Here is a 24315-nt window from a genome sequence, read left to right as displayed (position 1 = left end):
GTTTTGGCGCCGGGCAGCGCAGTGTTTTGCCGCGAGGAAACGGTGGTTCAATTTGGCATGGATGCCACCCGCGTTGGAGTGGCAGAAACGGGCAGCGCGCTTTCCGTCGCGGCGGCCTTCAATACCGCTCGCGAGCCAGTGAAGCCAGAAGATTTGTCTGGGAGACTATGCGCCGCAGGTCTAGATGAGGCCGCAGCGCTTAGCCTTATCGAGGACGCACTAGACTATGGCATCCTTTGGCCTTATAAAGAGGCCGTAGAGAAATCGGACACTCTTGTCTTAATGGGAGAATCCGCACTGGCGCAAGGCTTACGCGCACGCCTGGAGGCAGATGGATTCCAAGTTCGCATCCCGTTAGAGGATGACAATATCTTTTCCTATATCCACGACCTCGACGGCATGTATCCGGTCCTGGCCGTAGACCAGCTGCACTGCCCACTGGATTCCGCCAATGCACTGGCGGGGACGGAAACCACGTGGCTTCCGGTGTCTTTATTGGACAATCGTGGCGTCATCGGGCCGGTACGCGTGCAGGGCCGAGGCCCATGCCCACTGTGTGCGCACCTATCCCGCGTGGATACAGACCCGCGCTGGAATATCATCAGCACCCAATTACCCCGCGTGCGCCGCGCCCCAGAAGCCGTGGTGCTCGATGCGGTCTCGGCACATACGCAGGTGATCATTCGGCGGCTTATGGGGCGGCCACTGCCGCCGGGAGCGCCGACCGCGAAGCCGCGCCCTGGGCAGCAGTGGGAGGTCGATGTCTACGGTCACCACCAGCAGCGCACCATCCTTGCGCATCCGCGCTGCCCAGTATGTTTTGGCGGGAAAACCAACCTGGCTAGCTGCGCACCGAACGAATGACCTCGAGTACTTGGGCGCCATAGCGCTCCAGCTTGCTGGGGCCTACACCAGAAATGGACAGCATTTCTGCTTCATCGGCAGGAAGCTCCTCCGACATGGCCTGCAGGGTGGCATCGGAAAAAATAACATAGGCCGGCACCTTTTCCTCGCGCGCAACCTGGGAACGCCACGAGCGCAAGGCAGAAAAGACCTCTTCATCTCCGCCTCCCTCGCAGTCTTCGTGGCGGCCGATAACCTTTTCAGCCGGTGTCGCCAGCAGACCTGAACATACGCGGCAGCGTTTCGGGCGGCGCGAGCGAGTCCCCTTGCCAGAGGCGTCTTCGGCCGCCGGCACGATTCCATCGAGGAAGCGGGTACGCTCGCGCGAGGCTCGCGAACCAGTGGTCTTCGCCAACGCCCACGACAGTGCGAGGTGCTCGCGGGCGCGGGTAATGCCGACATAGAACAAACGACGTTCTTCCTCAATCTGCTCATCGCCCGCCTTGATAGCGTGGTTGATAGGCATGAGCTTTTCTGTCAGCCCCACGAGGAACACCGCATCCCATTCCAAGCCCTTGGCAGCGTGCACAGTAGCTAGCGTGACGCCTTCCATGGCTGGGGCCTGTTTATCGGTGGAGCGCCGGCGCAGTTCCCCCAACACCCCGTTGAGATCTATGCCAGGAGCCGATTCCACAATCTTCTCGATGAGCCCTACCAATGCGTTGAGGGATTGCCAGCGCTCGCGGGCCTGCGCGCCCTGCGGCTCGGTGGCGCTTAGTCCGAGCTCGACAAAGGCGGCGCGAGCAATTGCCACCGGGTCCTCCGGCAAGTCTTCCCGGCGGGTGGCGGCGATGAGAACGCGAATGGCCTCTAGGATCTCCGGGCGGCGGAAAAAGCCCTCGCCGCCACGGACTTGGTAGACCACTCCGGCGTCAGCAAGCGCCTGCTCAAACTGCTCTGACTGGGCATTAATGCGGTAGAGGATGGCAATCTCAGAGGCCGGTACGCCCTGGTCCAGCAGTGTGAGAACCTGGCCGGCAACCTCCTGGGCCTCAGTCTCTTCAGACTCATAGGCCTTAAAGGTGGGCTCTGGACCAGGCTCGCGCATGCCCTGCAGCTCCAAGCGTGTGCCAGCCGCACGCCCTGTGGCCTTGCCAATGACCCGATTGGCCAAGTCCGTTACCTGCGGCGTCGAGCGGTAGTCACGCTGCAGCTTGACCACGGTCCCATCCGGGTACGTGCGCGAGAAGTTGAGCAGATAGTCCGGAGAGGCACCGTTGAAGGAATAGATGGTCTGATTTGCATCACCCACCACGGTGAGGTCATCGCGCTCGCCCAACCAGGCATTGAGCACCCGCTGCTGCAGCGGGGTTACGTCCTGATACTCATCTACAACAAAGGTGCGATACTGCTCCCGGAAGGTTTCTGCAATTGCCGGCACATTTTCAATGGCACCCGCGATGTGCATGAGCAGGTCATCGAAATCCAGGTGCATCATGTCCGGTGTGGCCTTTGACTGTTCGTAGCGGCGAAAGGCCTCTGCCACTTTGGCGGGATCAGCCGGAGCGCTGCGGTCCGTAGTGGCGATCACAGACTCATAATCCTCGGCGCTCACCAGCGCGGACTTAGCCCACTCGATCTCCGCTAGGACGTCACGGATCATATCCTTGGAATTATCTAACCCCACCGAACGCACCGCGCGGGCGACCAGCGGGAATTTATTATCCAGCAGCTGCCACGGAAGGTCCCCCGCTACCTGGGGCCAGAAATACTTCAGCTGGCGGCGCGCCGCCGCGTGGAAGGTCTGTGCTTGCACGCCGGCCACGCCCATGGTGCGCAGACGATCGCGCATCTCTCCGGCTGCCCGCGCCGTGAAGGTCACCGCTAGCACGCGTTGCGGGCTCACAAAACCCTGGTCTACCAGGTTGGCAATGCGATAGGTAATAGTGCGGGTCTTGCCCGTACCCGCGCCAGCCAAGATGCACACGGGCCCGCGCGGCGCCGTGGCCGCGCGCAGCTGATCTTCATCCAGCAGGGACAAATCCGGCTTAGTCACCGTGATACCACTCCATAATCATCGTGTGTGCAATTGAACCCGGACGGGCCAGCTTAAGCTGAGGCAGCTCGGCGCGCTCCACCCACCGGATTTCTTCCAGTTCCCCATCAGTATGGCAGGTGGGCTGGACATCAGCCGTTTGCGCACAAAAGCCCAGCATAAGCGAGCCGCTCAGTGGCCACGCCTGCGAGCCCCAATAGCGAATATGGTCCACCCTACGCCCGGTTTCTTCGAGCGCTTCGCGTGCAAAGGCTGCCTCCGCAGTCTCGCCGGGTTCAACGTAGCCAGCGATCAAAGAGAAGAAGCTATTGCGGCGGCGATTACGCGCCAGCAAAATCCGGTCTGTACCGCTGAGGCGAATGAGCCCAATGACGGCGGGATCCAAGCGTGGGAAGACCAGCCGTTTCTTGTCGTGCGGATCGCGCCCAACGATTCCCGGCGCCGGGTAGTCCAGCTGGCGTCCGGTCCGGGGATCAAAGCGCTGTTCGCGTCGGTTGCGGATAAGCGCGATGGCTTGCAGGATAACCGGCTGGTCTTGAAAAAAGGTTGCACTTTCCAAACGGCCTAACTTCCCTGCGCTATCCTCCGAGACCAAGCATGCCTGCAAGGTGCCTAGGTCCACCACGACCTGCTTGCCGACGCCCCCGGGAACCTCTTTCACCAGCACCGGCTCCCCCACCGCCGTAACCGGTACGAGGCCACTAGGAGTTACTGGGAGGAACATTTAGTCCTCGTCATCATCGTCCATGACCTCAATAGGCTGTTCCATCTCGTGCTTGATATACAGCAATCGGTCTCCCGGCTTCAACGCGGAGGCGTCCGCGGTATCCACTCGGTGCAGCTCATTATTGCGCAGGACAGCAAGCACGATATCTGCCAGGTGGCGTGGGTTAGAACCAACCTCAAACTCGCGCACGGCACGCTCGGCCACGGAGAAGCCCTCATTAGGTGAAAGCAGGTCTTCCATCATCTCCACCACCGTCGGGGTCACGGTAGCTAGGCCCAGTAGTCGGCCGGCAGTCTCAGCGGAGGTGACCACGGAATCTGCACCAGATTGCAGCAGCAGGTGGCGGTTCTCGGACTCGCGAACCGACGCCACAATCTTGGCCTTGGGTGCAAGCTCTCGCACGGAAAGGCAGCACAGCACCGCTGTATCGTCCGTAGATGGGGTTACAACAATAGAGCTTGCGTGCTCTACCCCAGCGATCTTCAATACGTCTTGCTTTGTGCCGGAACCAAAAATGGTGACTAGTCCGTGGTGCTCTGCGTGAGCTAGGGAGGCACGGTTGGTATCAATGACCACGATCTGGGAGGACGGAACATCATCGGCCAGCAGCGCGGCCACCGCTCCGGCGCCCTTGGTGCCATACCCGATAACGACGGTGTGGTTACGCAATTGCTTTCTCCAGTTCTGGATTTGGAAAGTACGTCGGGCCTTATCCGTTAGCACGGACAAGGTCGCGCCAACCAATAAAACAAGGAAGATCAGGCGGGCAGGTGTAATAAGCGTTAAGTTAATGAACCTGGCCTGCGGGGACACAGGAACGATATCGCCGTAGCCCACTGTAGTTAGCGACACCGCAGCATAGTAGGCGGAATCCAAAAGCGACATGTCCTCGCTATATCCACCGCCGTCCAAATAGACCACGACTGTCACGAAGACAACAATGCCTAAAGCCCACAGCACACGCTTGCCCAACTGACGCCACGGGCTGGAATTTTCATCCCTCGGCACCGTAATGACGTCAATGAGCGCGTGGTCCGGCTGCGAGGACAGCTCAACCTGCGGCAAGAAGCGACTCTTAAAGTGCGACTTCATAGCTCGCGCACGATTTTTGCCCACTAGCCCCGCCTTTTCTGGTCTCGAATGATTGCTCAAGAGATTGCGTGCTTACGCAACCGCTCACATACCTTAGCCCTTTTGGTGCTCAACTGACGATTCAAGGAGTTTCTTTAGCTCTTCCCCACGTGGAAGGCAGGCTGGCTCAAAGGTATAACCATCGTGCACATAGTAGAAAGCAGCGCGAATCTTCTCTCCGCCATGGATACGCCGCCATGCCTCTGCATAAACCGCAAGCTGTATCTTGGCGGCGTCCATAGCCTCCCCTTGGGGTGGGCGGCCTGTCTTCCAGTCCACCACCATCCACGTGCCGTCGTCCAAGCGGAATACCGCGTCCATGCGCCCGCGCACCACGGCCTCACCGATGGTGATTTCAAAAGGCGCTTCTACGTATTCCGGTTGACGTTGCGCCCACTCCGAGCTCAAGAAAGCCTTTTTCAGCTCTTCCAAGTCATAGTCCGCCGCCTCATCAGTACCCGGCAGCTCTTCCTCGCTCAATAGTGCAGGGCTGCCAAAGCGGTCCTCCAACCACGCGTGGAAGGCGGTACCGCGCTTGGCATAAGCATTCGGCTTAAACGGCACTGGACGGCGTTGCCTGCGTGCGAACTGGAGTGGATCTGCCCGCAGCGCAACCATGTCAGAAGCAGTCAGTTCACTGGGCAACTCAACGTCTACCACCGGCTGTTGCAGTGCCCTGTATTCTTCAATAAGAGCGCCAGCTTCCTGCTCCCACAACTCAAAGGTTTCACCGTGGCTAAGGTCTGGAAGTTCTTCCATCGCCTCAAGCACCGCATCGGCACCGGCAACTGCCTCCGGGTTGGCCTTCAGCGCTGGGAACTGTGCGCTCTCACCAAAGTCCTCCTCGGACGGTTCATCTGGCACGGACCACTCCACCACGTACTGCGGGAACTTCTCCTTCAAATGCTCCAAGTATTCATAGGGCCCCTTCTTGTTTCTTGAAGAAAGGTTATTAGTCCCCGAGCCAGTAACGGTCAGCGTGGATTCGGTACGGGTCAATGCAACATAAAAAAGGCGCGCAGATTCTTCCGCCTTTAGGGCACTATCTGCTTTCTTAAACTCTTCGCAGGCGTTTTGGAACTGCGAGCGCTTTTCGGCATCTTCTGGGACCTCAATATAGTCGTCCTCCCCCGGGACCTTTTCGATCCTGCTAAGGAAGGTCTCTGCTTGCGCGTTATAGCTAGAAGAATCAGCATGCACCACGCAGACATGCTCCCATTCCAGGCCCTTGGCCTTATGCGCAGTCATAATTTGCACACGGTCCGTTGCGGCAGGCACCTCGCCCATGTCCAAACCGTCTTCCTTTTCGAGTGCAAGCGCAAAATAGTCCAAGAGTGCGTACAAAGAATCACCGTGGAAGCTAGCGACGATATCGGCAAATTTATCCAGGTGCGTCGCTCCCCCCGCGCTTCCGCGCGCCAAGACTTCGGTACGGATATTAAACAATGCTTCAATATCAGCGAAGATATCCACCAGCGGCTTAGATAGCGAATAGGTGCGCAAGTGCCGAAGTTTGGCAGATACCTCTTCCATGCGGGCAAGGCCCTGTGGGGTATAGCGGTCCCTCTCCCCCAAGTCAGCCAGGGCGTCGGCAAGGCCAACGCGCTGATCCGGTTCTTCTGCGGTGACATCTTCCAACTGCGCTCGCAGGTAATCTTCCGGGTCCATTCCTGGTTCCCAACGCAAGCGCTCCTCCCTTGCTCCGGCGAGGTTTCGTTGACGCGAAGCGAGGGCCTGAATATCGCTAATCCCCAATCCGCACATAGGGCCAGCCAGTACCCGCACTGCTGCAGACAGATCTTCTGGGCGTACGAGCATCGTGGCAATGGCCACGAGATCCTGGATTTCTGGCTGCCACAACAAACCACCGAGACCGATGATTTCATTAGGTACGCCCGCCTTGTCTAAGGCCGCAGCGATTGGTGCGGACTGCCTATTTTTACGCACCAGAACCGCTGCGCTGAAGGTGTCTCCTTCGCGTTTGTCCCACTGCTTTTTCAAATGCTCGGCGATAAATTCGCGCTCGCGATTTTCGCTTTCAAAGTAGGCCAGCTGGATTTCACCCTCGCCTTTATGTGGGGCGGCAGAAAGTTCATCCACGGGACGCTCAACGCCTTCAAATACCCTCTCCGCCACTGAGTTAGCCAACTCCAGCGCACCAGAAGGGTTGCGCCACGAGGTGGTCAATTGGTCCTTCGGAGCAGGTGTGCCCGGCGCGACTGGAAAATCCTCCACGAAGGCGGTGAGGTTTTCAGAGGTCGCGCCGCGCCAGCCGTAGATGGCCTGCATTGGATCGCCTACAGCCGTAACCGACAATTCATCTTTTTCGCCGCCGAAAAGGCTTCGAAGTAGAACGCGCTGGGCATAGGAGGTGTCTTGGTACTCATCCAACATGACAACTTTGTAGCGCTGGGATTGTTGTCTGCCCACAACAGGATAATCACGCGCTACTCGGGCGGCGACAGACATTTGCTCGCCAAAGGTGATGACTTGTCGCTCGGATTGTTCCTTTTTCAGCGTCTCCAGCAGCGGTACGTATTGCACACGGCGTTCTTGCGTGTGGATATAGCCCAGCAGCTTTTGAGAGTATTCGGGGCCATTCTTCTTCGATTTGTCAAGGTTATCGATATCTGCGCGAAAATCGCGCGCATGCTCAGCGATATGGCTCGTGTCTTTGAGACCGTTATCAATATCTTGGCTGAGGCTCAGCAGGGTCTCGGTGATTGTGGCTAGGGTGCGATCGTCTTCTAGTTGGCCGGTGTAATTGCGCACCACATCGTAGGCTAAGGAATAGCGCTCGGCCTCAGTAATGATGCGCGCGGTGGGCTCAACCGGAACTAATAGGCCGTATTCACGAACGAGTTCTCCGGCGTAGGAGTCATAGGTGGATACCTTCGGCGCAATGTTTTCTAATGCTTCTGCCACATCGCTGCCTGGTGGGATGAGACCGGAATCGCGCAGTTGAATCAGCTGCTTGCGAATGCGTTGCTCCAGCTGTTGCGCGGCTTTGCGGGTAAAGGTCAGGCCAAGAACCTGTTCAGGTCGCACATAACCATTGGCCACCAAATACACCACGCGCGAGGCCATGGTTTCTGTCTTGCCAGCACCAGCGCCGGCAACCACGAGTTTGGGGCTAAATGGGCCTTCAATGACATGGGCTTGTTCGTCGGTAGGCGGGAAATCCTTGCCCAAGGCCGCAGCGATTTGCTGTGGGGAAAAGTTGCTCTTAGGCATCGGTGGTCATCCTTCCTTCTTCCTGCACGGGGCAGATGGAGCGAATTGGGCATTTGTCGCAGTCTTTATTGGTACGCGCAGTAATGCGCGGACCACGCATTTCCTCCACCAGCGGGGGCAGAAGTGCGGCGAATTCTTCGAGTGCTTCCGGAGATTTATCGCTTTGCCAAATCTCGCCAATCTTCTTAGTGGTTGCGCCCGGGTAAACCAGCACTCCTCCCTGGCGCGGTATTCCTTCACCGTCGTGGACCTGATGGCCGTCGAATGCACCGTGGGCAAGCGCGAGCTGATAGGTCATTAACTGCACATGGTCTTCGGCTTCTTTCTTGGCCGGTTGGTTTTTCCCGGTCTTGAGGTCCACGACCAAGTAGTTTCCTTCTTCATCGCGAAGGAGACGGTCCATATAGCCGCCGATGCGCACGCCTTCACGGACACGTACGCCCACAGGAATTTCCACGCCCACTAGTTCTTGATTGACCTCAGATTGGCGCGCCCATTCGTGGGCGCGGTCCAACAAGGCGGAAAACTCATCGAGTTTGAATCGCAATTGCCACTGCGGCACGTCCTGGATGCGCTCGAAAGCCTCCATCACCAAAAGCTTGGCCTTTTCCGCATCCATACCGCGGCCAATGGCTTCAAAGAAGGCGTGGGCCAACGTACCGCGGAGCAGGTGTTCCTCGGTACTTGGATCCTCAGCCACATTGCCCAGCACAGCCTTGAGCGGGCAGTTGAGCAACGCTTCTACCCGGGAGGGCGACAAACTGCCGCTGGTATGCAACGGCAGTTCAGCCGCAACGGAACGCGCCGACCACCACTGCTCCGGGTGGGCGCCGGGGATCTCGGCCGCCGCTAACCGCGCGAGCTGGCGGGCAGCTTGCTTGCGTTCAACCTCACCAGATTCCGGATTGCTAACTACGCGGCGCAGCTGTGCGACAAAGGCCGGTACGGACAACACCGCAACATCGAGTGGATCAATCTCCAGACCATCGCGCAAAGAAACGGGTGCGGGTTCGGGCACATCGAGGCCCAATTCGCGCGGGAGTTGGGCGCGGCGCAGCGCCCGCTTTGCTTGGCGACGCGCAGCTTGACCGGGAACATCGACACCACGTCCGGCGAATTCGTCGATGAACCGAGAAGGCTCGGAGACCGTATCGCCCTCTGGATTCTCCACGGCAGTAATGAGCAAGCGCTTTCGGTGGCGGGTGGTAGCGACGTGGAAGAGACGACGCTCCTCTGCCAAGCGGGAGGCGATGTGGCTGACGGGAGTATCGGGATCAATATCGTGGTCGAGGAGATCGATAAGATCTTCTTGCCCGAAGATGGAGCCAGTCTCTCCTAGCGAAGGCCAGCTGCCTTCCTGGGCGCCGGCCACGATGACGGTATCCCATTCGCGGCCCACTGCACCGTGCGCGGTCAGGATTTCTACGGCCTGCGGAATGGCGGTACGGCGGTCACGCACGCCGGTGGGAAGTTCTTGTTCAGTGATATGGGTCAAAAACGCGCTCAGTGAAGAATCCGGGCGGCGTTCTACGTAGTCTCCAGCAGCGTCAAAAAGCGCCATCATTGCATCTAGGTCGCGGTCGGCCTGCGAGCCCGTTGCACCACCGCGCAAGGCCGAGGCCTGTAGACGGTTGTCCAGGTCGGTAGCACTCCACACAGCCCACAGAATCTCCTCCACCGAAGCGCCGGAAGTGAGCGCTTCCCGGCCGGCACTGAGCACTGCACGAACGCGTTCGAGGATCGAATATTCCCGTTCAGTGAGCTGTCCGTTGAAGTCTGGGAGCTCGCCGTAGAGAAGGCCCCGGAGGCTATCGATGCCCCGAGTGGTGGAATCCCAGCGGCGCAAGCCACGGATCAGTCGGCGCAGGGTGACAGGATCGGCGCCACCCACAGGTCCGGTGAGTAGTTCTTCCAACTCAGAGTTAGATAGTTCCTCCTCCAAGGCGCGCAGCGCAAGCAACACAGCGGAAACCAAACGCTGTTCGGCCAAGACAACGTCGGTGGGATTGATATGTACGGGCACACCGGCGGCTAGGAGGGTGCGGCGCATTTGGCCAATGTCACTAGTAGAGCGCACAATGACAGCGATGTCGCGCCAGGGCACGGCATCTTCCAAGTGGCGGCGGCGCACGGTATTAGCTACGACGTCGCGCAGCCGACCGTCCGAATCCACGATAGAGATGCACGCCGGTGTGGGCCTGCGGTAGGACTCGGTGAGCTCAATGTCATGCTCGGCTGGAAAGTCCTGCAAAAAGCGCGAGCTAGCACCACGAAAGGCAAAGACAGATTGGGCTGTATCTCCACCCACAACTACGAGGTTGGCCTGCGCAGCTAGCCCAAGAATGAGCTTTCCTGCGGTGGGGTCGAGCAGTTGAGCATCATCGACGACAATGGTGTGGAAGGGATGATCGCGCAGTAATTCAGGGCGTTGGAGAACCGCGGTAACCAACTCTGCAGCAGAGTATGAATGGGAACGGGAGAGGAGCTGCACGCGCTCATACTCGCGCAGAAATTCGCCCGCGGCGGACCACATAGGGCGGCCATATTCGTGGCCTAGGCGCTCCAGGTCTCCTGGGCCCAGACCTCGTTCAATGGAGCGCAAAAGGAAATCGCGCAACTGCCGCGCAAAGCCCACATATTCCAGCGCGGGGCGCATCTCTTCTGGCCAGGAACCGTGGCCGTCCTCTGCTTGACCGATAAGTAGCTCCCGAATGACGGCATCTTGTTCCGCACCGGTAATGAGCCGTAACTCCTCCTCGGCCGCCGTGCGCAGTAACGCAAAAGCCAAGGAGTGCACAGACCGCACCATTGAGGTCTGTGCGGCGTAATTCTCGAGGCGTTCAGAAAGTTCGCGGCGCAATCGGGCACCGGATTCCTTCGAGGGCTCAATAACGAGAATGCCGGAGGGATCCGCGCCAGTTTCCTGGGCTCTGTCCAGGGCATGAATGACGGTATCGATAAGGAAGCTCGACACGCCACTGCCTGCCGCACCGGTTACTTTCCAGGAACCGGATTCGGGCAGGTCAACCGGCCAGCTGCGGGCCGTGGCGGACGGGGTACGGGGAACGAGGCGCACTTGTGGGGACGGTGGGAGGACCACTCCCGCACGCGCGGTGGAATGGGGGTCGTAACTCACCGCTCCAGTATGGCAGATGCCCGTGACACCAGATATTGTTCCACCCACTCAATGTTCGAACGCGTGTTTGAACGTGAAGCAGGATGCAGATCGTTGATATGACGACGATACGACACTGCACGCAAGAGCAGCTCCTGCATGCCAGGCACGTGGCTAAAGCGCTGGCAGATCTCATCATCAACCGCCTGAGCAATAAGCCCGTCGACGATGACTAGGGCGGCGCTCCAACCGGCTGGGCGCGGGAACTCGCTCGGCACGATGTCCACGATTCCTGGCGGGTTGACGCCGTGATAGACCGTGGTGGTGAGAAGAGCGGTGTGGGCGGGGATAAGGGGGACGTCGGCAAGCAGAGCCGGGCGATAAGCCTCCCCGGTTTCTCCCCACGCGGCGCGCTCCGCGCGAGCAAAGACATCGTCACGCTGCCCGGTGGGAAGTGCCACCTCGGCCATAGCCGTATCAAGGCGCAGCGCCATCTGTGCGGTTTCATCAATGCGCCCCCGGACCTGCCCCGGAATAAACTGCGTGGCCTTCCAGCCAGCGGCCGTATGACGGCCATCGCTAGATAAAATTGGCCGGGAAACCCGGGCGCCTTGCACACTTAGGCGCTCGCGCGTCTTGGCGGACCATGCAGCAAAAGGACCGGCCTGCGAATAGACCACGTCCCCCACCTTGATGCCGTTATCCCACACCGGGCCTAATTGATCGCCCTGAGCGCGGCGAGTACCGGTAGCACCAGTTTCCGCGTGAAAGGCGCTTAAAACATGCTCTGGGGGAAGCGGCATCCTTAACTCCTATTCGGGTTGGTGGGGATCCTTATTATCCGGGTTGGGGAAAGGCCACGGGTTAGCTGCACAGGTCACGTCCTCATCAGGATAGACCTCGCTGGGCTTGCGATCGTGCAATGCCTTGTTATTGAGATCCAAGGTCTGCTGCATCATGATCGGAGCTAACTTGCCCTGCCCACCACACGGCTGGTGGGCCGCATAGCCAATGGCGTGGCCCAGCTCGTGGTTAATAACGTACTGGCGGTAGTTACCCATATCGCCTTCAAACGGCGTCGCACCGCGCACCCAGCGAGCCTCATTAATAACCGTGGTGGACTCGCCAGTAATGGTGGTATGGCAGGAGGTTTCCGTTTCAATTTTCTCCCCGCACCGCTCCGCGGCGGTACCCAAGGAGGTCAGCTGGATACGGGTATCTGGATCCGCATCAGAGGCCACGTGCTCGAACTCGAAGTCCTTGTGCGCGGTCCAGCCGCGCGGATCAGAAAGGGTGGCCTCCACCATGGCTGCAAAAGAATCATCGCCGCCATACGGTGCGGTATTGAGGCCATCTTCCACCTCGATGGAATAGCGCACCTTCTGCGCGCCACCCTTACCGGCTACGGCGCCGGGCTCGCCCACCTCATGGAAAGTGCCCTTTCCCTGCTTGGTAAACGCCCCACCGGGCGGCATCTCACTAATTTCCCGTTTGACCGCTTCCGCATCAGCCGGATCAGGCCCGATTTTCTCGGCACTCGTCGGGGCAGCTGTGGTAGTTTCTTCCGCCCCTTCTTCAGAGGAGGAAGCGGTGGCGATATCGACAATGAACCAGATGGTCAAGGCGATCATCAAAGGGATAGCCACCACGCGCCACCAGCCATATTGACGCGCAAACCGGACCACCGCATTAGGGTGGTCCGGCGAATGGCCCTGGCTCCGGTGAGCGTGGCGAGTCTCCCTGTCTTCCATGGGGCCTTAGGTTACCCGTTTATTTTTAAAAATCTGAATCAGCAGACCGGTGCGCTCGTCTTTAGGCGCCGGCGAATCCCACGGCGTGCTTCTTCGCAATGCCCACCTCAACGTAGACCACGCGGTCAGTGCGCACGAGGTACTTGCGGCCCTTGTCATCTTCCAGTTCCAAGGTGGAGTTATCCGCCAGGGCGCTATTGATCTTCTGCGTCAGCTCAGCCTGGTCACCTGCAGCGCTAATGACCAGCTCGCGAGCGGTGTCTGCGAAGCCAAACTTGATATCCATGAGGGTTCCTCCTCTAACTAGAGTTTTATTGTCAATGGCCCCACTATAACCATCCCGGCTACTATCAAGGTGTGTCTGACATAAAATCCCAGCCACCGAGCTTCGCGGAACTCGGCGTTGCGGCCGAAATCTGCGATGGACTCGCCACCCGTGGCATCACGCGTACTTTTGCAATCCAGGAATTAACCCTGCCCATCGCTTTGTCCGGTCAGGATTTGATTGGCCAAGCGCGCACCGGCATGGGCAAAACCTACGGCTTTGGCGTGCCGCTTTTGGATCGTGTCTTTGATGATGCCGATATCGAAGAGCTCGATGGCACCCCGCGCGCCCTCGTGGTGGTCCCCACCCGTGAGCTTGCTCAGCAGGTCACCAAAGACCTGCAGGTAGCCGCCGCTGACATACCGGTGCGTTTGGTTTCCATCTACGGAGGCCGGCCCTACGAGGAACAGATCACAAAGCTCAATAAGGGCGCCGATGTCATCATCGGTACACCTGGCCGCCTGATCGATCTCCACGAGCGCGGCAATCTGCAACTAGACCGGGTGGCCATCTTGGTACTCGATGAAGCCGACGAGATGCTAGATTTGGGCTTTTTCCCCTCGGTGGAGGCCATCCTGCAGGCTCTGGATGGCAATGCGCACCAGACCATGCTCTTTTCCGCTACGATGCCGGGCGCGATTTTAACGCTGGCCCGCCGTTTTATGGATAAGCCCATCCATATCCGCGCCGAATCGGGCGAGCAGGATTTCACTCATTCCTCCACCCGCAAGGTCACCTTCCAAGCTCACCGCATGGATAAGGTTGCCATCGTCGCGCACGCCCTGCAGGCTGCCGACCGCGGGCGCACCATCATCTTCGCCCGCACCAAGCGAGCGGCCGCCCATTTGGCCGATGATCTCGCCCGGCGCGGCTTCCGCGTGGGAGCCGTCCACGGCGACCTTGGGCAAAAGTCCCGCGAGAAATCCCTGCAGGCCTTCCGCTCCGGCCAGGTAGACATCCTGGTCGCCACCGATATTGCTGCCCGCGGTATCGACGTCGATGATGTCACTCACGTCATCAACTACCAGGTACCAGATGATCCAATGACCTTTGTCCACCGTATTGGTCGCACGGGTCGCGCCGGGCATACCGGTACCGCCATCACCTTGGTGGGCTACGATGAGCTGGGCAAATGGCAAGTCATTAACGATGAGCTGGATTTGGGAGAGCCGGAGCCGCCACAATGGTTTTCTACTTCCCCAGAGCTGGCCCAAGCGCTAGACATCCCCGCGGATGCAGAGGAGACCGTAGGCCCCGAGACCAAGGTTGTAGGCCAGGTTTCAGTCCGCGAGAAATCCCCCACCCGTACCACTGCGCGCCGCGGCAGCTCCCGGCGCCGACGAGGAGGCCGCCGATGACTAAGGCTCCCATCTTGCGTTCCACGCTCTCTGATTGGAAGGCCACCGGCATCATTGCCGTGGTCTGCGCCATCGCGGTAGGCGGTGCAGCCGTCACTGCCAATATCAATCAGGCACATTTGAGCCAGGCGGCCGTTCCTGGGGAAAAGGATGCACCCGCACTTTCCACAGTCCCGACTAACCTCCACGAGTCCTTCAGCCTCCCCAATGAACCGGTGCCTGGCCAATACCGAGCGGTTTCGGCGCACGGCCTGACCATCACACATGCGGATCACACGCTCACGGCTACCAATCCGGACGGTTCCGAAGCGTGGACCTATGAGCGCACTGATGCCGAACTATGCTCACTGTCTGCTGCATGGGGCAAGATAGTAGCTACTTATAAGACCGGTGTGGGCTGCGGAGATACCGTGGCGATTGATGCCGCGACTGGTGAGTATGACAGCACCCGTAGTGCCATAAATTCGGACGAGGTGGTACCCATATCCTCCAATGACCGGATAGGAACGGTCTCCACCGACCGCATCGATCTGTGGCGCTCCGATATGGTACGTACCGTGGAATACGGTGACGTGGAGGCAAAACAAGAACCGGACAAGCAACCGCATGAGGATTGCACGCTCACCTCGGCCCTTACCCGTACCGAGAACTTAGCCCTGACCGAGTCCTGCCCCGATAAGCCGAATACCACCTGGTTGCGCTTCCAAGACACCACCCCCGATGATTCCCGTCAACCGGACATCGCCGCCGATGTGGACATTGCCACCGATGGCGCCCGCCTTGTCGCCGTGGGCCAAAAGGCCGCCGCCGTATACCGGCCAGGACCACACCCCTCCATCGAGTCATATAACAATGAAGGTAAAAAGCTCGACTCTTCCCCAGCAGAGCCTTCTCCGGCTATAGACACCGGCGACTCCCCCTTCGCGCCGACAACTGCGGACTTGCCGCACCATATGACCTGGTTTGATGGCTCCCGGCTTTACCTCTTTAAGCCGAGCGACCTCTCGGTTGATCGCATCGTGGAAGAGGCCATCGGCACCCCCATCGCTGTCAACGAGCAGATGCTGGTGCCTACCAAAGAAGGAATTGCAGTCATGGACTGGTCCACTGGCAAGACTCTGCGGACCGTCCCGGTTGACCGCGGCGCCTACCGCGGTGCCGTTTATCTCACCTTAGCGGGTGACACCATTGTGGAAGCCCGCGGCGATAAGGTAGTGGGCCTTAGCGCCGATTAGTACCCCACCATCGCATAAAAAGGCCGCGCATTCCGGGTTTTACCGGGCGCGGCCTTTTACACGTGAAGACGACTTTAGAAGTTTGCTGCCGCCCACTCAGTGGAGGCGCGTACGAACATCAGCAAGAAGATGACCACTGCGGCGCTCAGCAATGTCACCGCGCCCAGTAGCGGCGATCCACCGCTAAACATTTGGAAGGAGCTAGCCGCCAAGATTAGCTCCACCAAAATAATGGCTCCCCTACCCCAGCGCTTTCCCTTGACCATGGCCCAAGCGCCAATGATGACAAAACCAAACACAATAAAGATAAAGAGTGCGGTGCCTAGCCCCACAAAGCTTCCAGAGCCCGAATCCGACACCATGGAGCCGTTTTCCGCACCGGTCAGTTCGCGCACGATCAGGAAGATGCCAAAACAGATTACGGCGATGGACTGAATCACGGCGAGTGCTGCGGCCACGAGGACTGGTTGCGGCGCCCCGTGCTGGGTCTTTTCTTCCCCACTAATCGACCGCGTGGAGGCAGCATTTTGCTTTGTGTTTACCTTCTTGTTTTGTTTGGACACAAGCCCACAGTCTACTCACGGGCAACGCCATTTTCTTGTGCGCCACTCAGGTTTCGCGGGGGCAAGGGCTAACCGGACAGATTTGACGCTTCTCTAGTCACCACACTCAAGTAGTTTCAGTCAATGCGCCAGTTCAGCGCGTTTCTCACAGGCTTCTTTCAACTCCAGCGTCTATCTAAATGACCCCCACACCACTTTCCATTCAGTGATGTTTAACACATTTTCGCCTCTACCCCTAGCGGAGCCTGAGTAAACATGTCATGATTCTGGGGTAGCAAAAAGAAAGAGGACGTAAACCTCTTCTTAACTTGAAGGAAACTTCAAGTAACCACAATGTGGACCATTGGCGGCGGCGACGCTGGCCCGACCTCGAGACCGGGCCCCACTGCGCGCAGACCAGTTCACACAACCACCCACCCATGGCATTGGTTGCTTTTCATTTTATGAAAAGTGCTTGTGCTTTCTGCTGTCGAATTTTTGTTAGGAGATATCAATCATGGATTGGCGCCACGAAGCTATTTGCCGCGACGAAGACCCCGAGCTGTTCTTCCCAGTAGGCAATTCTGGTCCTGCACTTACCCAAATCGCTAAGGCCAAGTTGGTCTGCAACCGTTGCCCCGTTGCCTCTTCCTGCCTGAAGTGGGCACTGGAGTCCGGCTTGGACGCCGGCGTCTGGGGCGGTTTGTCTGAAGAGGAGCGCCGCGCCCTCAAGCGCCGCCGCAACCGCGGCCGTGGACGCGCCCGCGTTTCCGCTTAATCATTGGCCCCCAATTTTCGTTTCGGCGCCCTTAGCCGCTAAAGTTGAATAAAGTTCAGATACCCTCAACGAAGGAGTGCGCAATGAGCAAGCGTGGTCGCAAGCGCAAGGATCGCCGCAAGAAGTCCGCTAATCACGGCAAGCGTCCTGGCGCATAACGCACAGCACATAAGCCCGGCCCTCGGTCATCACAGACCGTAGGAGCCGGGCTTTTGCTTTGCCGAATCGGCGCAGGCCGCTTAGCAGCCCGTGCCGTATGTCCGCACTACCAGGTGGTCTCGATGCGAGTGATTTCAACCGAGATGCGGCGGCGTAACGCCTGCGGCGCCTTGGCCTGCCCGTTACAACAGTTGCGCACCAGCGAACGAATAATCTCCTCGCTCTCGAGGCGCTTTTGACAAAAATCACACTGGGCGATGTGCTCGCGGATGGCGAGCGCGCGGGCATAGGTGGTGGATTCATCGAGAAGCTCGCACAGGAGGGCCTGTACCTCTGGGGAGCTACACGCACCACAGTTGTGTTCCGTTGCGCGTTCCATTACTTCTCCTCCATGTCTGGGTGTTCTAATCCAATACCTTGTTCTCGTGCCACGTCTTTCAACGCTTTTCGGAGTAGTTTTCTTCCCCGGTGCAACCGAGACATCACTGTGCCCAAAGGAGTGTCCATGATTTCCGCAATTTCTTTATATGCCAGGCCCTCCACATCCGCGTAGTAAACCACCATGCGGTAATCATCGGGAAGGTCATTCATGGCCTCTGAAATGGTGGAATCTGGCATGTCCTTGAGCGCGGCTACCTCGGCGGATTCCAGGCCGGTGGAATCATGTCCGGCGGTGGTATAGAGCTGAAAATCACTCAGGTCATCAGCCGAGGACTCCGTTGGCCGGCGCTTCGCCTTGCGGTAGGAGTTGATGTAGTTATTGGTCATGATGCGATAAAGCCAAGCCTTGAGATTCGTACCCGGAGTAAAGGAATGGAAGGACTTATAGGCCTTGAGGTAGGTCTCCTGCACTAGGTCTTCAGCGTCTTGGGGATTGCGCGTCATGCGCAAGGCGCCACCGTAGAGCTGATCTAGCAGGGGCAGCGCTTCCGCTTCAAAGCGGCGCTGCAGCTCCTTTTCGCTGATTGTTTCTTTAGCCACAATTTCCATACTAACGCCTAGCGTTAGAATCCCAGTCATGTCTAAAAAGTCCCCGCATGCAGCCACCCCAGCGCTCAAAGTTGTAGAAGACGCCGGTATCGAGCACCACGTATACACCTTTGAGGCGGGCACCGATCACTTCGGTGATCACGCCGCCGCGGCTCTAGACGTAGAGCCGGAGCGCGTACTCAAAACCCTGGTCATCGATTTAACGGCGGGCAAGGGACCCAAGCGAAAATTAGCGGTGTGCGTTATCCCTACTACCCACCACCTGAGCTTGAAAAAAGCCGCAGCCGTACACCAGGTTTCCAAGGCCGCCATGGCGGAGCCGCACGATGCGACCAAGTCTTCCGGTTATATTCCCGGCGGCATCTCTCCCCTGGGTCAGAAGAATCCACTGCCCACCATCATCGAAGAAACCGCTGTGCTTTTCGATACCGTCTTCATCTCTGGCGGGCGCCGCGGGCTAGATATCGAGCTCAATGCGGAGGACCTCGCGCAGCTGTGTGACGCCAGCTTTGCCGATCTACTCGCCGAGTAGCTCTGGATAGTCGTTGGATACAGTGCCCACGGCTTTGTCGGCGGGGTGGGTGTGAAAGCCCCGCAGGGGCGTCGGCAAGAGCAGCTCGGCGGCCTCCTCGGGGCTGCCCTCTAGCCACGTACGCATTTCCTCGGCCGCCAAAAAGCGCGGCAGGCGATGGTGCAGCCACTCCATTTCTTCCGTGGCTGCAGTGGTAATGATCGTGGCGGACAGGCGGTCTAAGCCGGTGTCCCAGAGGCCTGCGGCCCACAACAAGCCTTCCTCCGCGCGCACGAAGTAGGGCTGTTTGCCGCCCTCTTCCTGGCGCCACTCGTAGTAACCATTCATCGGGATGAGGCAGCGCTGCCCCTTAAAAGCGTGCCGGAAAGAAGGCTTGGAGGCCACGGTCTCCGCCCGCGCATTAAACAGCGGCGGGCCCTCAAGATCTTTCTTCCAGTGCGGCAATAGCGCCCACCGCGCAGGATCGACTTGAGCAAGGCTTTCGCGCACGCGCACGATAGCCACCGGCTGGGTAGGCGCAACATTGTAGCGGGGCCCTGGGGTTCCTTGCGGGGCATGTACCTCGGTGACTCCGGGCAGCTCTCCCACCGCATCAAGGAGGGACTCGGTAAAAAGAACGAATCTTCCGCACATGCCCTCTATTATGGACGATATGTCTCAACCATGGTCCGCCCCGCAAGCGGCAGGCCCCATTACGTGGGCCCAGCACGTGCCGGGCTCAAAGTCTATTACCAACCGCGCCTTCATCTTGGCCGCGTTGGCCGATGGCCCCTCTACCCTGCGCGCTCCGCTGGTCTCGCGGGATTCGCAGCTGATGGAAAAGGCGTTGGAGTCTATGGGCGTGCGCTTCGAGCACGACGGCGAGGACATCCACGTCACCCCAGGCCCGCTCAAGGGCGCAACGGTAGATTGCGGCTTGGCCGGCACGGTCATGCGCTTTATCCCGCCGGTTGCGGCCTTGGCTGATGGCGCCGTGCTTGTCGACGGCGACGAGCAGGCCTACGCCCGTCCCATGTCCACCACCCTCGATGCGCTGCGCCAGCTTGGCGTAGAGGTGGACGGCGATAGCCTGCCCTTCACCGTGCACTCGCACGGGGTGCCAGAAGGCGGCAAGGTCACCATCGATGCCTCTGGGTCATCGCAGTTCGTCTCCGGACTACTGCTAGCCGGTGCACGCTTTAAAAAGGGCATCACCCTAACCCATGAGGGCGGCCCCTTGCCCTCTTTGCCGCACGTGGAAATGACCGTGGGCATGCTACGGCAAGCGGGCGTGCGCGTAGATTCCGGCGAGAATACGTGGACCGTGCACCCTGGCCCGATCGCCGGCCGGGAGTGGGCCATCGAGCCGGATTTGTCCAATGCCACGCCTTTCCTTGCCGCCGCTGCTGTCACCGGCGGCCGCGTGACCATAAAGCGCTGGCCCGCCAATACCACGCAGCCGGGTGACGCTATTCGCCATATCTTGGTGGATATGGGCGTTATGGTCACCCAAGAGCCGGGCTTTGTCACCGCAAAGGGCTCCAAAGACGGAGCGCTGCAGGGTATTGAGCGCAATATGGGTGATATTGGCGAGCTCACCCCTACCGTCGCTGCGTTGTGCGCCCTGGCAGACACCCCGTCTACCCTTACCGGCATAGCTCACCTGCGCGGCCACGAGACCGACCGCTTGAAGGCGCTGGCGGATAATATCAACGCCCTCGGTGGTAAGGTCACCGAACTTGCCGACGGCCTGCACATCGACCCCGTCCCTCTCCACGGTGGAGAATGGCCGTGCTACGCGGACCACCGCATGGCCACCGCGGGTGCCATCCTCGGTCTGAAGGTGCCGGGCATAGAGATCGAGGATATTTCTACCACCTCGAAGACCCTTCCTGGCTTCGACCGCATGTGGGAGACGATGCTGGACCCCGAACAACAGGAGAGCAATGGCTAGGCGTTTCGGTTCCTTTGATGAATCCGACGTGCGCGTGCGCCCTGGCAAGGGTTCGCGGCCGCGCACCAAGGATCGTCCCAAACATAAAAATGCCAAGTTCGGCATGGTCATCACCAAAGACCGTGGGCGCTGGGGCGTCGCGCTAGATGACGGCCCGCGGGTCACCGCCATGCGTGCCCGCGAGCTCGGCCGCACCGCCATCGAGGTGGGCGACCGCGTTGGTGTCGTGGGCGATACTTCCGGCAAGAAAGACACCTTAGCGCGCATAGTGAAGCTGGAAGAGCGCACCTCCGTTCTTCGGCGCACCGCCGATGACACCGACCCCTACGAGCGCATCGTGGTGGCGAATGCGGACCAGATGCTCATCGTCACCGCCGTGGCCGATCCACCACCGCGTTCCGGGTTTGTCGAGCGGGCCCTCATCGCCGCCTTCGTGGGCAATATCCACCCGATCTTGTGCCTGACTAAAACAGATCTCACGGATCCTGAGCCGTTCGCGGCCGAGTTTGCTGATCTTGATGTCACGGTGGTGAAAGCCGGCGTCGAAGACGGCCTCGAGTCCGTGCGCCAGCACATCGATGGCCACGTCACCGCGCTCATCGGCCACTCCGGCGTGGGCAAATCCACCCTGGTCAACCGCTTGGTTCCGGATGCGGATAGGGAGACGGGGGAAGTATCGGGAGTAGGCAAAGGCAGGCATACCTCTACCCAATCGGTAGCGCTTCCCCTCCCCGCCGATGATGCATACTCTGGCGGCTGGATTATCGATACCCCCGGCATTCGTTCCTTCGGCCTCGCACACGTGGATGCAGATGACGTGCTCGGTGTCTTTGAAGATCTTGCGGCCGCCGTCGAGGATTGCCCCCGTGGTTGTACGCATATGGGCCCGCCTGCGGACCCAGAATGCGGGCTGGATGACCCTGCGCTTATCCCTCCGGATACCGCCAGTGCGCGGCGGCGCGACGCGGTGCGCGGCCTGCTCGAGGCCCTGCGCACCAACGTGGACTGGGAAAATTAAAGGTGGAAACCGGTATCGGCCATAACGCCTAGCAGGACATCTACGATGCCAAAGACCACATCCAGGATCTGGCCCCAGGTGCCCTGGGACGAGGTCTCTAGCAATGCTAGCCACGGGGTAGTGGGCACGACATCGGCAGCGGCCGGGGTGGTATCGGCCGCCAGCGCGGCTGGCGCGGAAATGAGGGCTACGCCTGCGGTAACGGTGGCTGCAGCCAGGTTCTTGAAACGCTGAGTCATGTTTTCTCCTTCAGTTTTAGAGCAATTCTACGAGGAAAGGCAGCTCGCTGGGGTGATAAAAGGCCATAAACTTATCCAGTGCATCTCCCACGGCCAGCTCCGCGTCCTCATCGCCAAGGTCTGCGGTGTCAATAGCCTCGATGGCCTTCGCGGTGGTTTCTTCGGATTCCGCAATATCCACGTGGATGGCCGCTAGATCGTCTTTGCTGAATTGCGCCGGCTGGAGTTCTACCACCGGCTCGCCCATATCCGGTCGCGGGGTGATGACAGAATCATCCAAGTCCACGGAGATGACCACGCGGCGATGCGGGAATTTTTCTTCATCGCCGATGGCCAGAAGGCGCATAGAGGCCATAGATGCCTCGAGGAATGCCGAGTAGGCAATCTCTTCTTCATCGCCCTCGGTATAGAAATCCTGCAGCGCTGGTGTCACCATGAAACCCCAGCCGGAGCGCGCAGAAAGGGAACCGGTTTCTTCCAATTCCGCCAGCATGGCGTAGGTTGCGGGAATGTAGACGCGGGCTTTAGCCACTAAAACTCACCTTCAATATCGAAGACAGCCTGGATTTCTACGGAAACGCGATCAAAGCTGGTGTACAAAAAGCCCACCATGCCGGTTTCCACGGCGGCGCGGACGTTGAGAATAGAATCATCAACCATGACGCAATCATTGAGCGGAAGCTCTAGGGCATCTGCGGCCGCCTGAAATGCAGCGACCTCTGGCTTTTCCGCCCCAACCTCACCAGAGAGAATAACTGCATCTACGTTTCCGCGGTACTCCCACTCGCGAATGTGCTCCGCGCCTGGACCGCCCGGGTCATTGGAGAGGATGGCGGTTGCCGCGCCATTTGCCTTGGCGGCGGCCAGCAGCGCCTTCCAGCGACGGTTATCTTCTTCGGTGCCGTCGAGGACGCCGACATAGTCAACGATCAGACCACGCATGTACTTAAATCCTTTGGTTACGATTTTCTCTTTAACTCCCCGAGAGTATAGCGAACCGCGCGCGCATTCGCGGCCACCCCTTTCAGGAAACCCTCAGAAATGGCGGCCGCGAGCCGGGCATGAGACAATTATCACGCGTCCGCCTCCTGCCCTTATTCAGGAGCACTACTTCCCCATCATGTACGAGCCCATCCCTGGCTACTCACACCTCAAACTCTTCCTCGCGCCTCATCGCGTGCGCTACGGCCGCTTGCCGACGTCCGCGGAGGTCGCCGCCCAACACCGCATCCAAGGCTGGGTAATCTTCGCACTCGAGGTTGCTGCCGGCTATCGGCCGCTAGCTCACCTCAATTCCGCGCGCTATTCGGACGCAATCCGGCTGCATATTGGCTCGTGGGTGCGCCAACGCTCCAGCCCCTACACCACGGACAGATTGCAATTGACAAGCCTGCACGCGCGCTCAAACGGAGAGTATTTCGGCTCTGTTTATATAGGTCAACAGCAGCATGCTTTTACAGGATCAGCCAGTCACACGGGATTAACCTCGTTCCGCTTGCTCTAAGCTATGCGAACGGACCTCACCGCCTAGGAAATGAACTGGCCGAGTTGAGAAAGAATATCGGACCAGTTCAGTGCGGACCATCCAATTCCGGCAGCGCTTGCTAGCGCCGCAATACCGGTAGTCAGCAGACCACCTTCCAGGACGGATAGCCCGGAATTGTCATCAGCAGTGCCATCCGCGAGTACGGTATTCACACCACGGTGGGTTGCTGCGGCCTTTTCCAAGGGAGCATTGACCTGCTTGGTGATAGTGACGATATCGCGCAGCGCTGACGCGTAATCCGGGAACTCATCCGGGAAGGCGGAGCCTGTATCCCCGGTGGCGGGCCTCTGTGGCCGCGGAGAAGACTCTGCATTGCCTGCAGTGGACTGCGGCAGATCCTTAGTGAATTCACCCAGCTCGGCGCGAATCACCGCCTGGGCATAGTTGGCACCCAGCACGTCAAGGTAATCCAGCACGGCAGCTTCGGTGAACTGCTTGCCTTCCCGCGATTGTGGACGCGCTTCGGGCTCCCACGGGAAATCGAGCGGTGTGGCATAGATATTGCCATCGGCGCGCGCAGTATTGAGCCGGGATGCGCCAAAATAATGGTCAAAGGCAGCATCCGCTTTCTCCTGCGACAAAATTCCATCTGCCACCAACGCTTCCTTACGCTGGGTAGCGATAGCCAAAATGGCCGCTGCCGCGTTGTCCTGTTCTAGTTTTTCGCCCGAGTCCAAGATGATGCGCAGAGAAGACGCAGAGTCGCGCTGCATCTCATACGCCACGGCTGGGGTGGCGCCACCAAGCAAGGTAGCAGACAGAAGCGTCGTAATTCCTAGACGCAAAGAACGGCGACGCATCGT

Annotated in this window: 25 protein-coding genes; 9 read left to right on the top strand and 16 right to left on the bottom strand. The window is 59.2% G+C overall.

The window, feature by feature from the left end:
• The first annotated feature begins 42 nt into the window (after nucleotides 1-42).
• Nucleotides 43-864 (top strand): hypothetical protein, encoded by an 822-nt coding sequence (locus tag WMP96_RS04795; RefSeq protein ID WP_301716049.1) that lies wholly within the window; start codon nucleotides 43-45, stop codon nucleotides 862-864.
• On the opposite strand, the gene WMP96_RS04790 is transcribed toward WMP96_RS04795, so the two are convergent.
• The 8 genes from WMP96_RS04790 to WMP96_RS04755 all read right to left on the bottom strand — a co-directional run bounded on the left by WMP96_RS04790 (nucleotide 842) and on the right by WMP96_RS04755 (nucleotide 13143).
• Nucleotides 842-2899 (bottom strand): ATP-dependent DNA helicase UvrD2, encoded by a 2058-nt coding sequence (locus WMP96_RS04790; protein ID WP_301716050.1) that lies wholly within the window; start codon nucleotides 2897-2899, stop codon nucleotides 842-844. The genes WMP96_RS04795 and WMP96_RS04790 overlap by 23 nt on opposite strands.
• Nucleotides 2892-3623: an NAD(+) diphosphatase gene (locus WMP96_RS04785; RefSeq protein WP_301716051.1), complete on the bottom strand. Its 732-nt coding sequence runs from the start codon at nucleotides 3621-3623 to the stop codon at nucleotides 2892-2894. The genes WMP96_RS04790 and WMP96_RS04785 overlap by 8 nt, the downstream gene beginning before the upstream one ends.
• The gene (locus WMP96_RS04780; protein ID WP_034655803.1) at nucleotides 3624-4718 is read right to left on the bottom strand and encodes a potassium channel family protein; all 1095 of its coding nucleotides are present in this window, start codon (nucleotides 4716-4718) and stop codon (nucleotides 3624-3626) included. It lies immediately after the preceding gene.
• A 93-nt stretch (nucleotides 4719-4811) separates the two neighbouring features.
• The gene (locus WMP96_RS04775; protein ID WP_301716052.1) at nucleotides 4812-7991 is read right to left on the bottom strand and encodes an ATP-dependent helicase; all 3180 of its coding nucleotides are present in this window, start codon (nucleotides 7989-7991) and stop codon (nucleotides 4812-4814) included.
• Nucleotides 7984-11091 (bottom strand): ATP-dependent helicase, encoded by a 3108-nt coding sequence (locus tag WMP96_RS04770; RefSeq protein ID WP_340432250.1) that lies wholly within the window; start codon nucleotides 11089-11091, stop codon nucleotides 7984-7986. Before WMP96_RS04770 ends, WMP96_RS04775 begins: the two co-directional genes overlap by 8 nt.
• Before the next feature lie 32 nt (nucleotides 11092-11123).
• A complete protein-coding gene (locus WMP96_RS04765; protein WP_301716053.1) occupies nucleotides 11124-11909 on the bottom strand; it encodes a hypothetical protein in 786 nt (261 codons plus the stop codon).
• 9 nt (nucleotides 11910-11918) lie between these two features.
• Nucleotides 11919-12857, bottom strand: coding sequence for a DUF3152 domain-containing protein (locus WMP96_RS04760; protein ID WP_023020796.1), 939 nt, complete (start codon nucleotides 12855-12857; stop codon nucleotides 11919-11921).
• Nucleotides 12858-12918: 61 nt separating this feature from the next.
• Nucleotides 12919-13143 (bottom strand): DUF3107 domain-containing protein, encoded by a 225-nt coding sequence (locus WMP96_RS04755; protein ID WP_005322370.1) that lies wholly within the window; start codon nucleotides 13141-13143, stop codon nucleotides 12919-12921.
• 71 nt (nucleotides 13144-13214) lie between these two features.
• Between WMP96_RS04755 and WMP96_RS04750 the strand changes: the two genes are divergently transcribed.
• The gene (locus WMP96_RS04750; RefSeq protein ID WP_301716055.1) at nucleotides 13215-14540 is read left to right on the top strand and encodes a DEAD/DEAH box helicase; all 1326 of its coding nucleotides are present in this window, start codon (nucleotides 13215-13217) and stop codon (nucleotides 14538-14540) included.
• Nucleotides 14537-15775: an Rv3212 family protein gene (locus WMP96_RS04745; RefSeq protein WP_239205910.1), complete on the top strand. Its 1239-nt coding sequence runs from the start codon at nucleotides 14537-14539 to the stop codon at nucleotides 15773-15775. Before WMP96_RS04750 ends, WMP96_RS04745 begins: the two co-directional genes overlap by 4 nt.
• 74 nt (nucleotides 15776-15849) lie before the next feature.
• Here WMP96_RS04745 and WMP96_RS04740 read toward each other — a convergent pair whose 3' ends face one another.
• Nucleotides 15850-16338 (bottom strand): hypothetical protein, encoded by a 489-nt coding sequence (locus tag WMP96_RS04740; RefSeq protein WP_239205912.1) that lies wholly within the window; start codon nucleotides 16336-16338, stop codon nucleotides 15850-15852.
• A gap of 496 nt (nucleotides 16339-16834) precedes the next feature.
• Here WMP96_RS04740 and WMP96_RS04735 point away from each other — a divergent pair, with 496 nt between their 5' ends.
• Both WMP96_RS04735 and WMP96_RS11730 read left to right on the top strand, forming a co-directional pair.
• Nucleotides 16835-17095 (top strand): WhiB family transcriptional regulator, encoded by a 261-nt coding sequence (locus tag WMP96_RS04735; RefSeq protein ID WP_239205914.1) that lies wholly within the window; start codon nucleotides 16835-16837, stop codon nucleotides 17093-17095.
• Between the two features lie 83 nt (nucleotides 17096-17178).
• A complete protein-coding gene (locus tag WMP96_RS11730; RefSeq protein ID WP_100067784.1) occupies nucleotides 17179-17253 on the top strand; it encodes a 50S ribosomal protein bL37 in 75 nt (24 codons plus the stop codon).
• Between the two features lie 107 nt (nucleotides 17254-17360).
• Here the strand turns inward: WMP96_RS11730 and WMP96_RS04730 are convergent, their stop codons facing one another.
• Nucleotides 17361-17633 carry a mycothiol system anti-sigma-R factor gene (locus WMP96_RS04730; RefSeq protein ID WP_023020791.1) on the bottom strand — a complete coding sequence of 91 codons (273 nt, stop codon included), beginning with the start codon at nucleotides 17631-17633 and terminating at the stop codon, nucleotides 17361-17363.
• Entirely contained in the window at nucleotides 17633-18244 is a 612-nt protein-coding gene (locus tag WMP96_RS04725; protein WP_023020790.1) for a sigma-70 family RNA polymerase sigma factor, read from the bottom strand. The genes WMP96_RS04730 and WMP96_RS04725 overlap by 1 nt, the downstream gene beginning before the upstream one ends.
• A 28-nt stretch (nucleotides 18245-18272) precedes the next feature.
• Here WMP96_RS04725 and ybaK point away from each other — a divergent pair, with 28 nt between their 5' ends.
• Nucleotides 18273-18776 (top strand): Cys-tRNA(Pro) deacylase, encoded by a 504-nt coding sequence (gene ybaK / locus WMP96_RS04720; RefSeq protein ID WP_239205916.1) that lies wholly within the window; start codon nucleotides 18273-18275, stop codon nucleotides 18774-18776.
• Here ybaK and WMP96_RS04715 read toward each other — a convergent pair.
• Entirely contained in the window at nucleotides 18762-19409 is a 648-nt protein-coding gene (locus WMP96_RS04715; protein WP_239205918.1) for an SOS response-associated peptidase, read from the bottom strand. The two genes, ybaK and WMP96_RS04715, sit on opposite strands and share 15 nt — an antisense overlap.
• Between WMP96_RS04715 and aroA the strand changes: the two genes are divergently transcribed.
• Together aroA and rsgA are read left to right on the top strand one after the other, a co-directional pair.
• Nucleotides 19408-20709: a 3-phosphoshikimate 1-carboxyvinyltransferase gene (aroA, locus tag WMP96_RS04710; protein ID WP_239205920.1), complete on the top strand. Its 1302-nt coding sequence runs from the start codon at nucleotides 19408-19410 to the stop codon at nucleotides 20707-20709. The genes WMP96_RS04715 and aroA overlap by 2 nt on opposite strands.
• The gene (rsgA, locus tag WMP96_RS04705) at nucleotides 20702-21727 is read left to right on the top strand and encodes a ribosome small subunit-dependent GTPase A (protein ID WP_086587999.1); all 1026 of its coding nucleotides are present in this window, start codon (nucleotides 20702-20704) and stop codon (nucleotides 21725-21727) included. The genes aroA and rsgA overlap by 8 nt, the downstream gene beginning before the upstream one ends.
• Here the strand turns inward: rsgA and WMP96_RS04700 are convergent.
• From WMP96_RS04700 to WMP96_RS04690, 3 genes are read right to left on the bottom strand one after another with little or no spacing between them, the layout of a single operon-like run.
• Nucleotides 21724-21966, bottom strand: a complete 243-nt coding sequence (locus tag WMP96_RS04700; protein WP_301716057.1) for a hypothetical protein — start codon at nucleotides 21964-21966, stop codon at nucleotides 21724-21726. The two genes, rsgA and WMP96_RS04700, sit on opposite strands and share 4 nt — an antisense overlap.
• 16 nt (nucleotides 21967-21982) lie before the next feature.
• Nucleotides 21983-22498, bottom strand: coding sequence for a DUF6912 family protein (locus tag WMP96_RS04695; protein WP_023020784.1), 516 nt, complete (start codon nucleotides 22496-22498; stop codon nucleotides 21983-21985).
• Nucleotides 22498-22908, bottom strand: a complete 411-nt coding sequence (locus WMP96_RS04690; protein ID WP_023020783.1) for an HAD-IA family hydrolase — start codon at nucleotides 22906-22908, stop codon at nucleotides 22498-22500. The genes WMP96_RS04695 and WMP96_RS04690 overlap by 1 nt, the downstream gene beginning before the upstream one ends.
• Before the next feature lie 178 nt (nucleotides 22909-23086).
• Between WMP96_RS04690 and WMP96_RS04685 the strand changes: the two genes are divergently transcribed.
• Nucleotides 23087-23470: a hypothetical protein gene (locus WMP96_RS04685; protein ID WP_023020782.1), complete on the top strand. Its 384-nt coding sequence runs from the start codon at nucleotides 23087-23089 to the stop codon at nucleotides 23468-23470.
• A gap of 23 nt (nucleotides 23471-23493) precedes the next feature.
• Here WMP96_RS04685 and WMP96_RS04680 read toward each other — a convergent pair whose 3' ends face one another.
• Nucleotides 23494-24312, bottom strand: coding sequence for a hypothetical protein (locus WMP96_RS04680; protein WP_239205924.1), 819 nt, complete (start codon nucleotides 24310-24312; stop codon nucleotides 23494-23496).
• Nucleotides 24313-24315 lie beyond the last annotated feature (3 nt).

The organism is Corynebacterium sp. KPL4035 (genome assembly GCF_037908325.1).
In the GTDB taxonomy this organism is placed as follows: Bacteria; Actinomycetota; Actinomycetes; order Mycobacteriales; family Mycobacteriaceae; genus Corynebacterium; species Corynebacterium kefirresidentii.
Note: the sequence above shows the minus strand (reverse complement) of the source record. Positions and strands in the feature narration are given on the sequence as shown.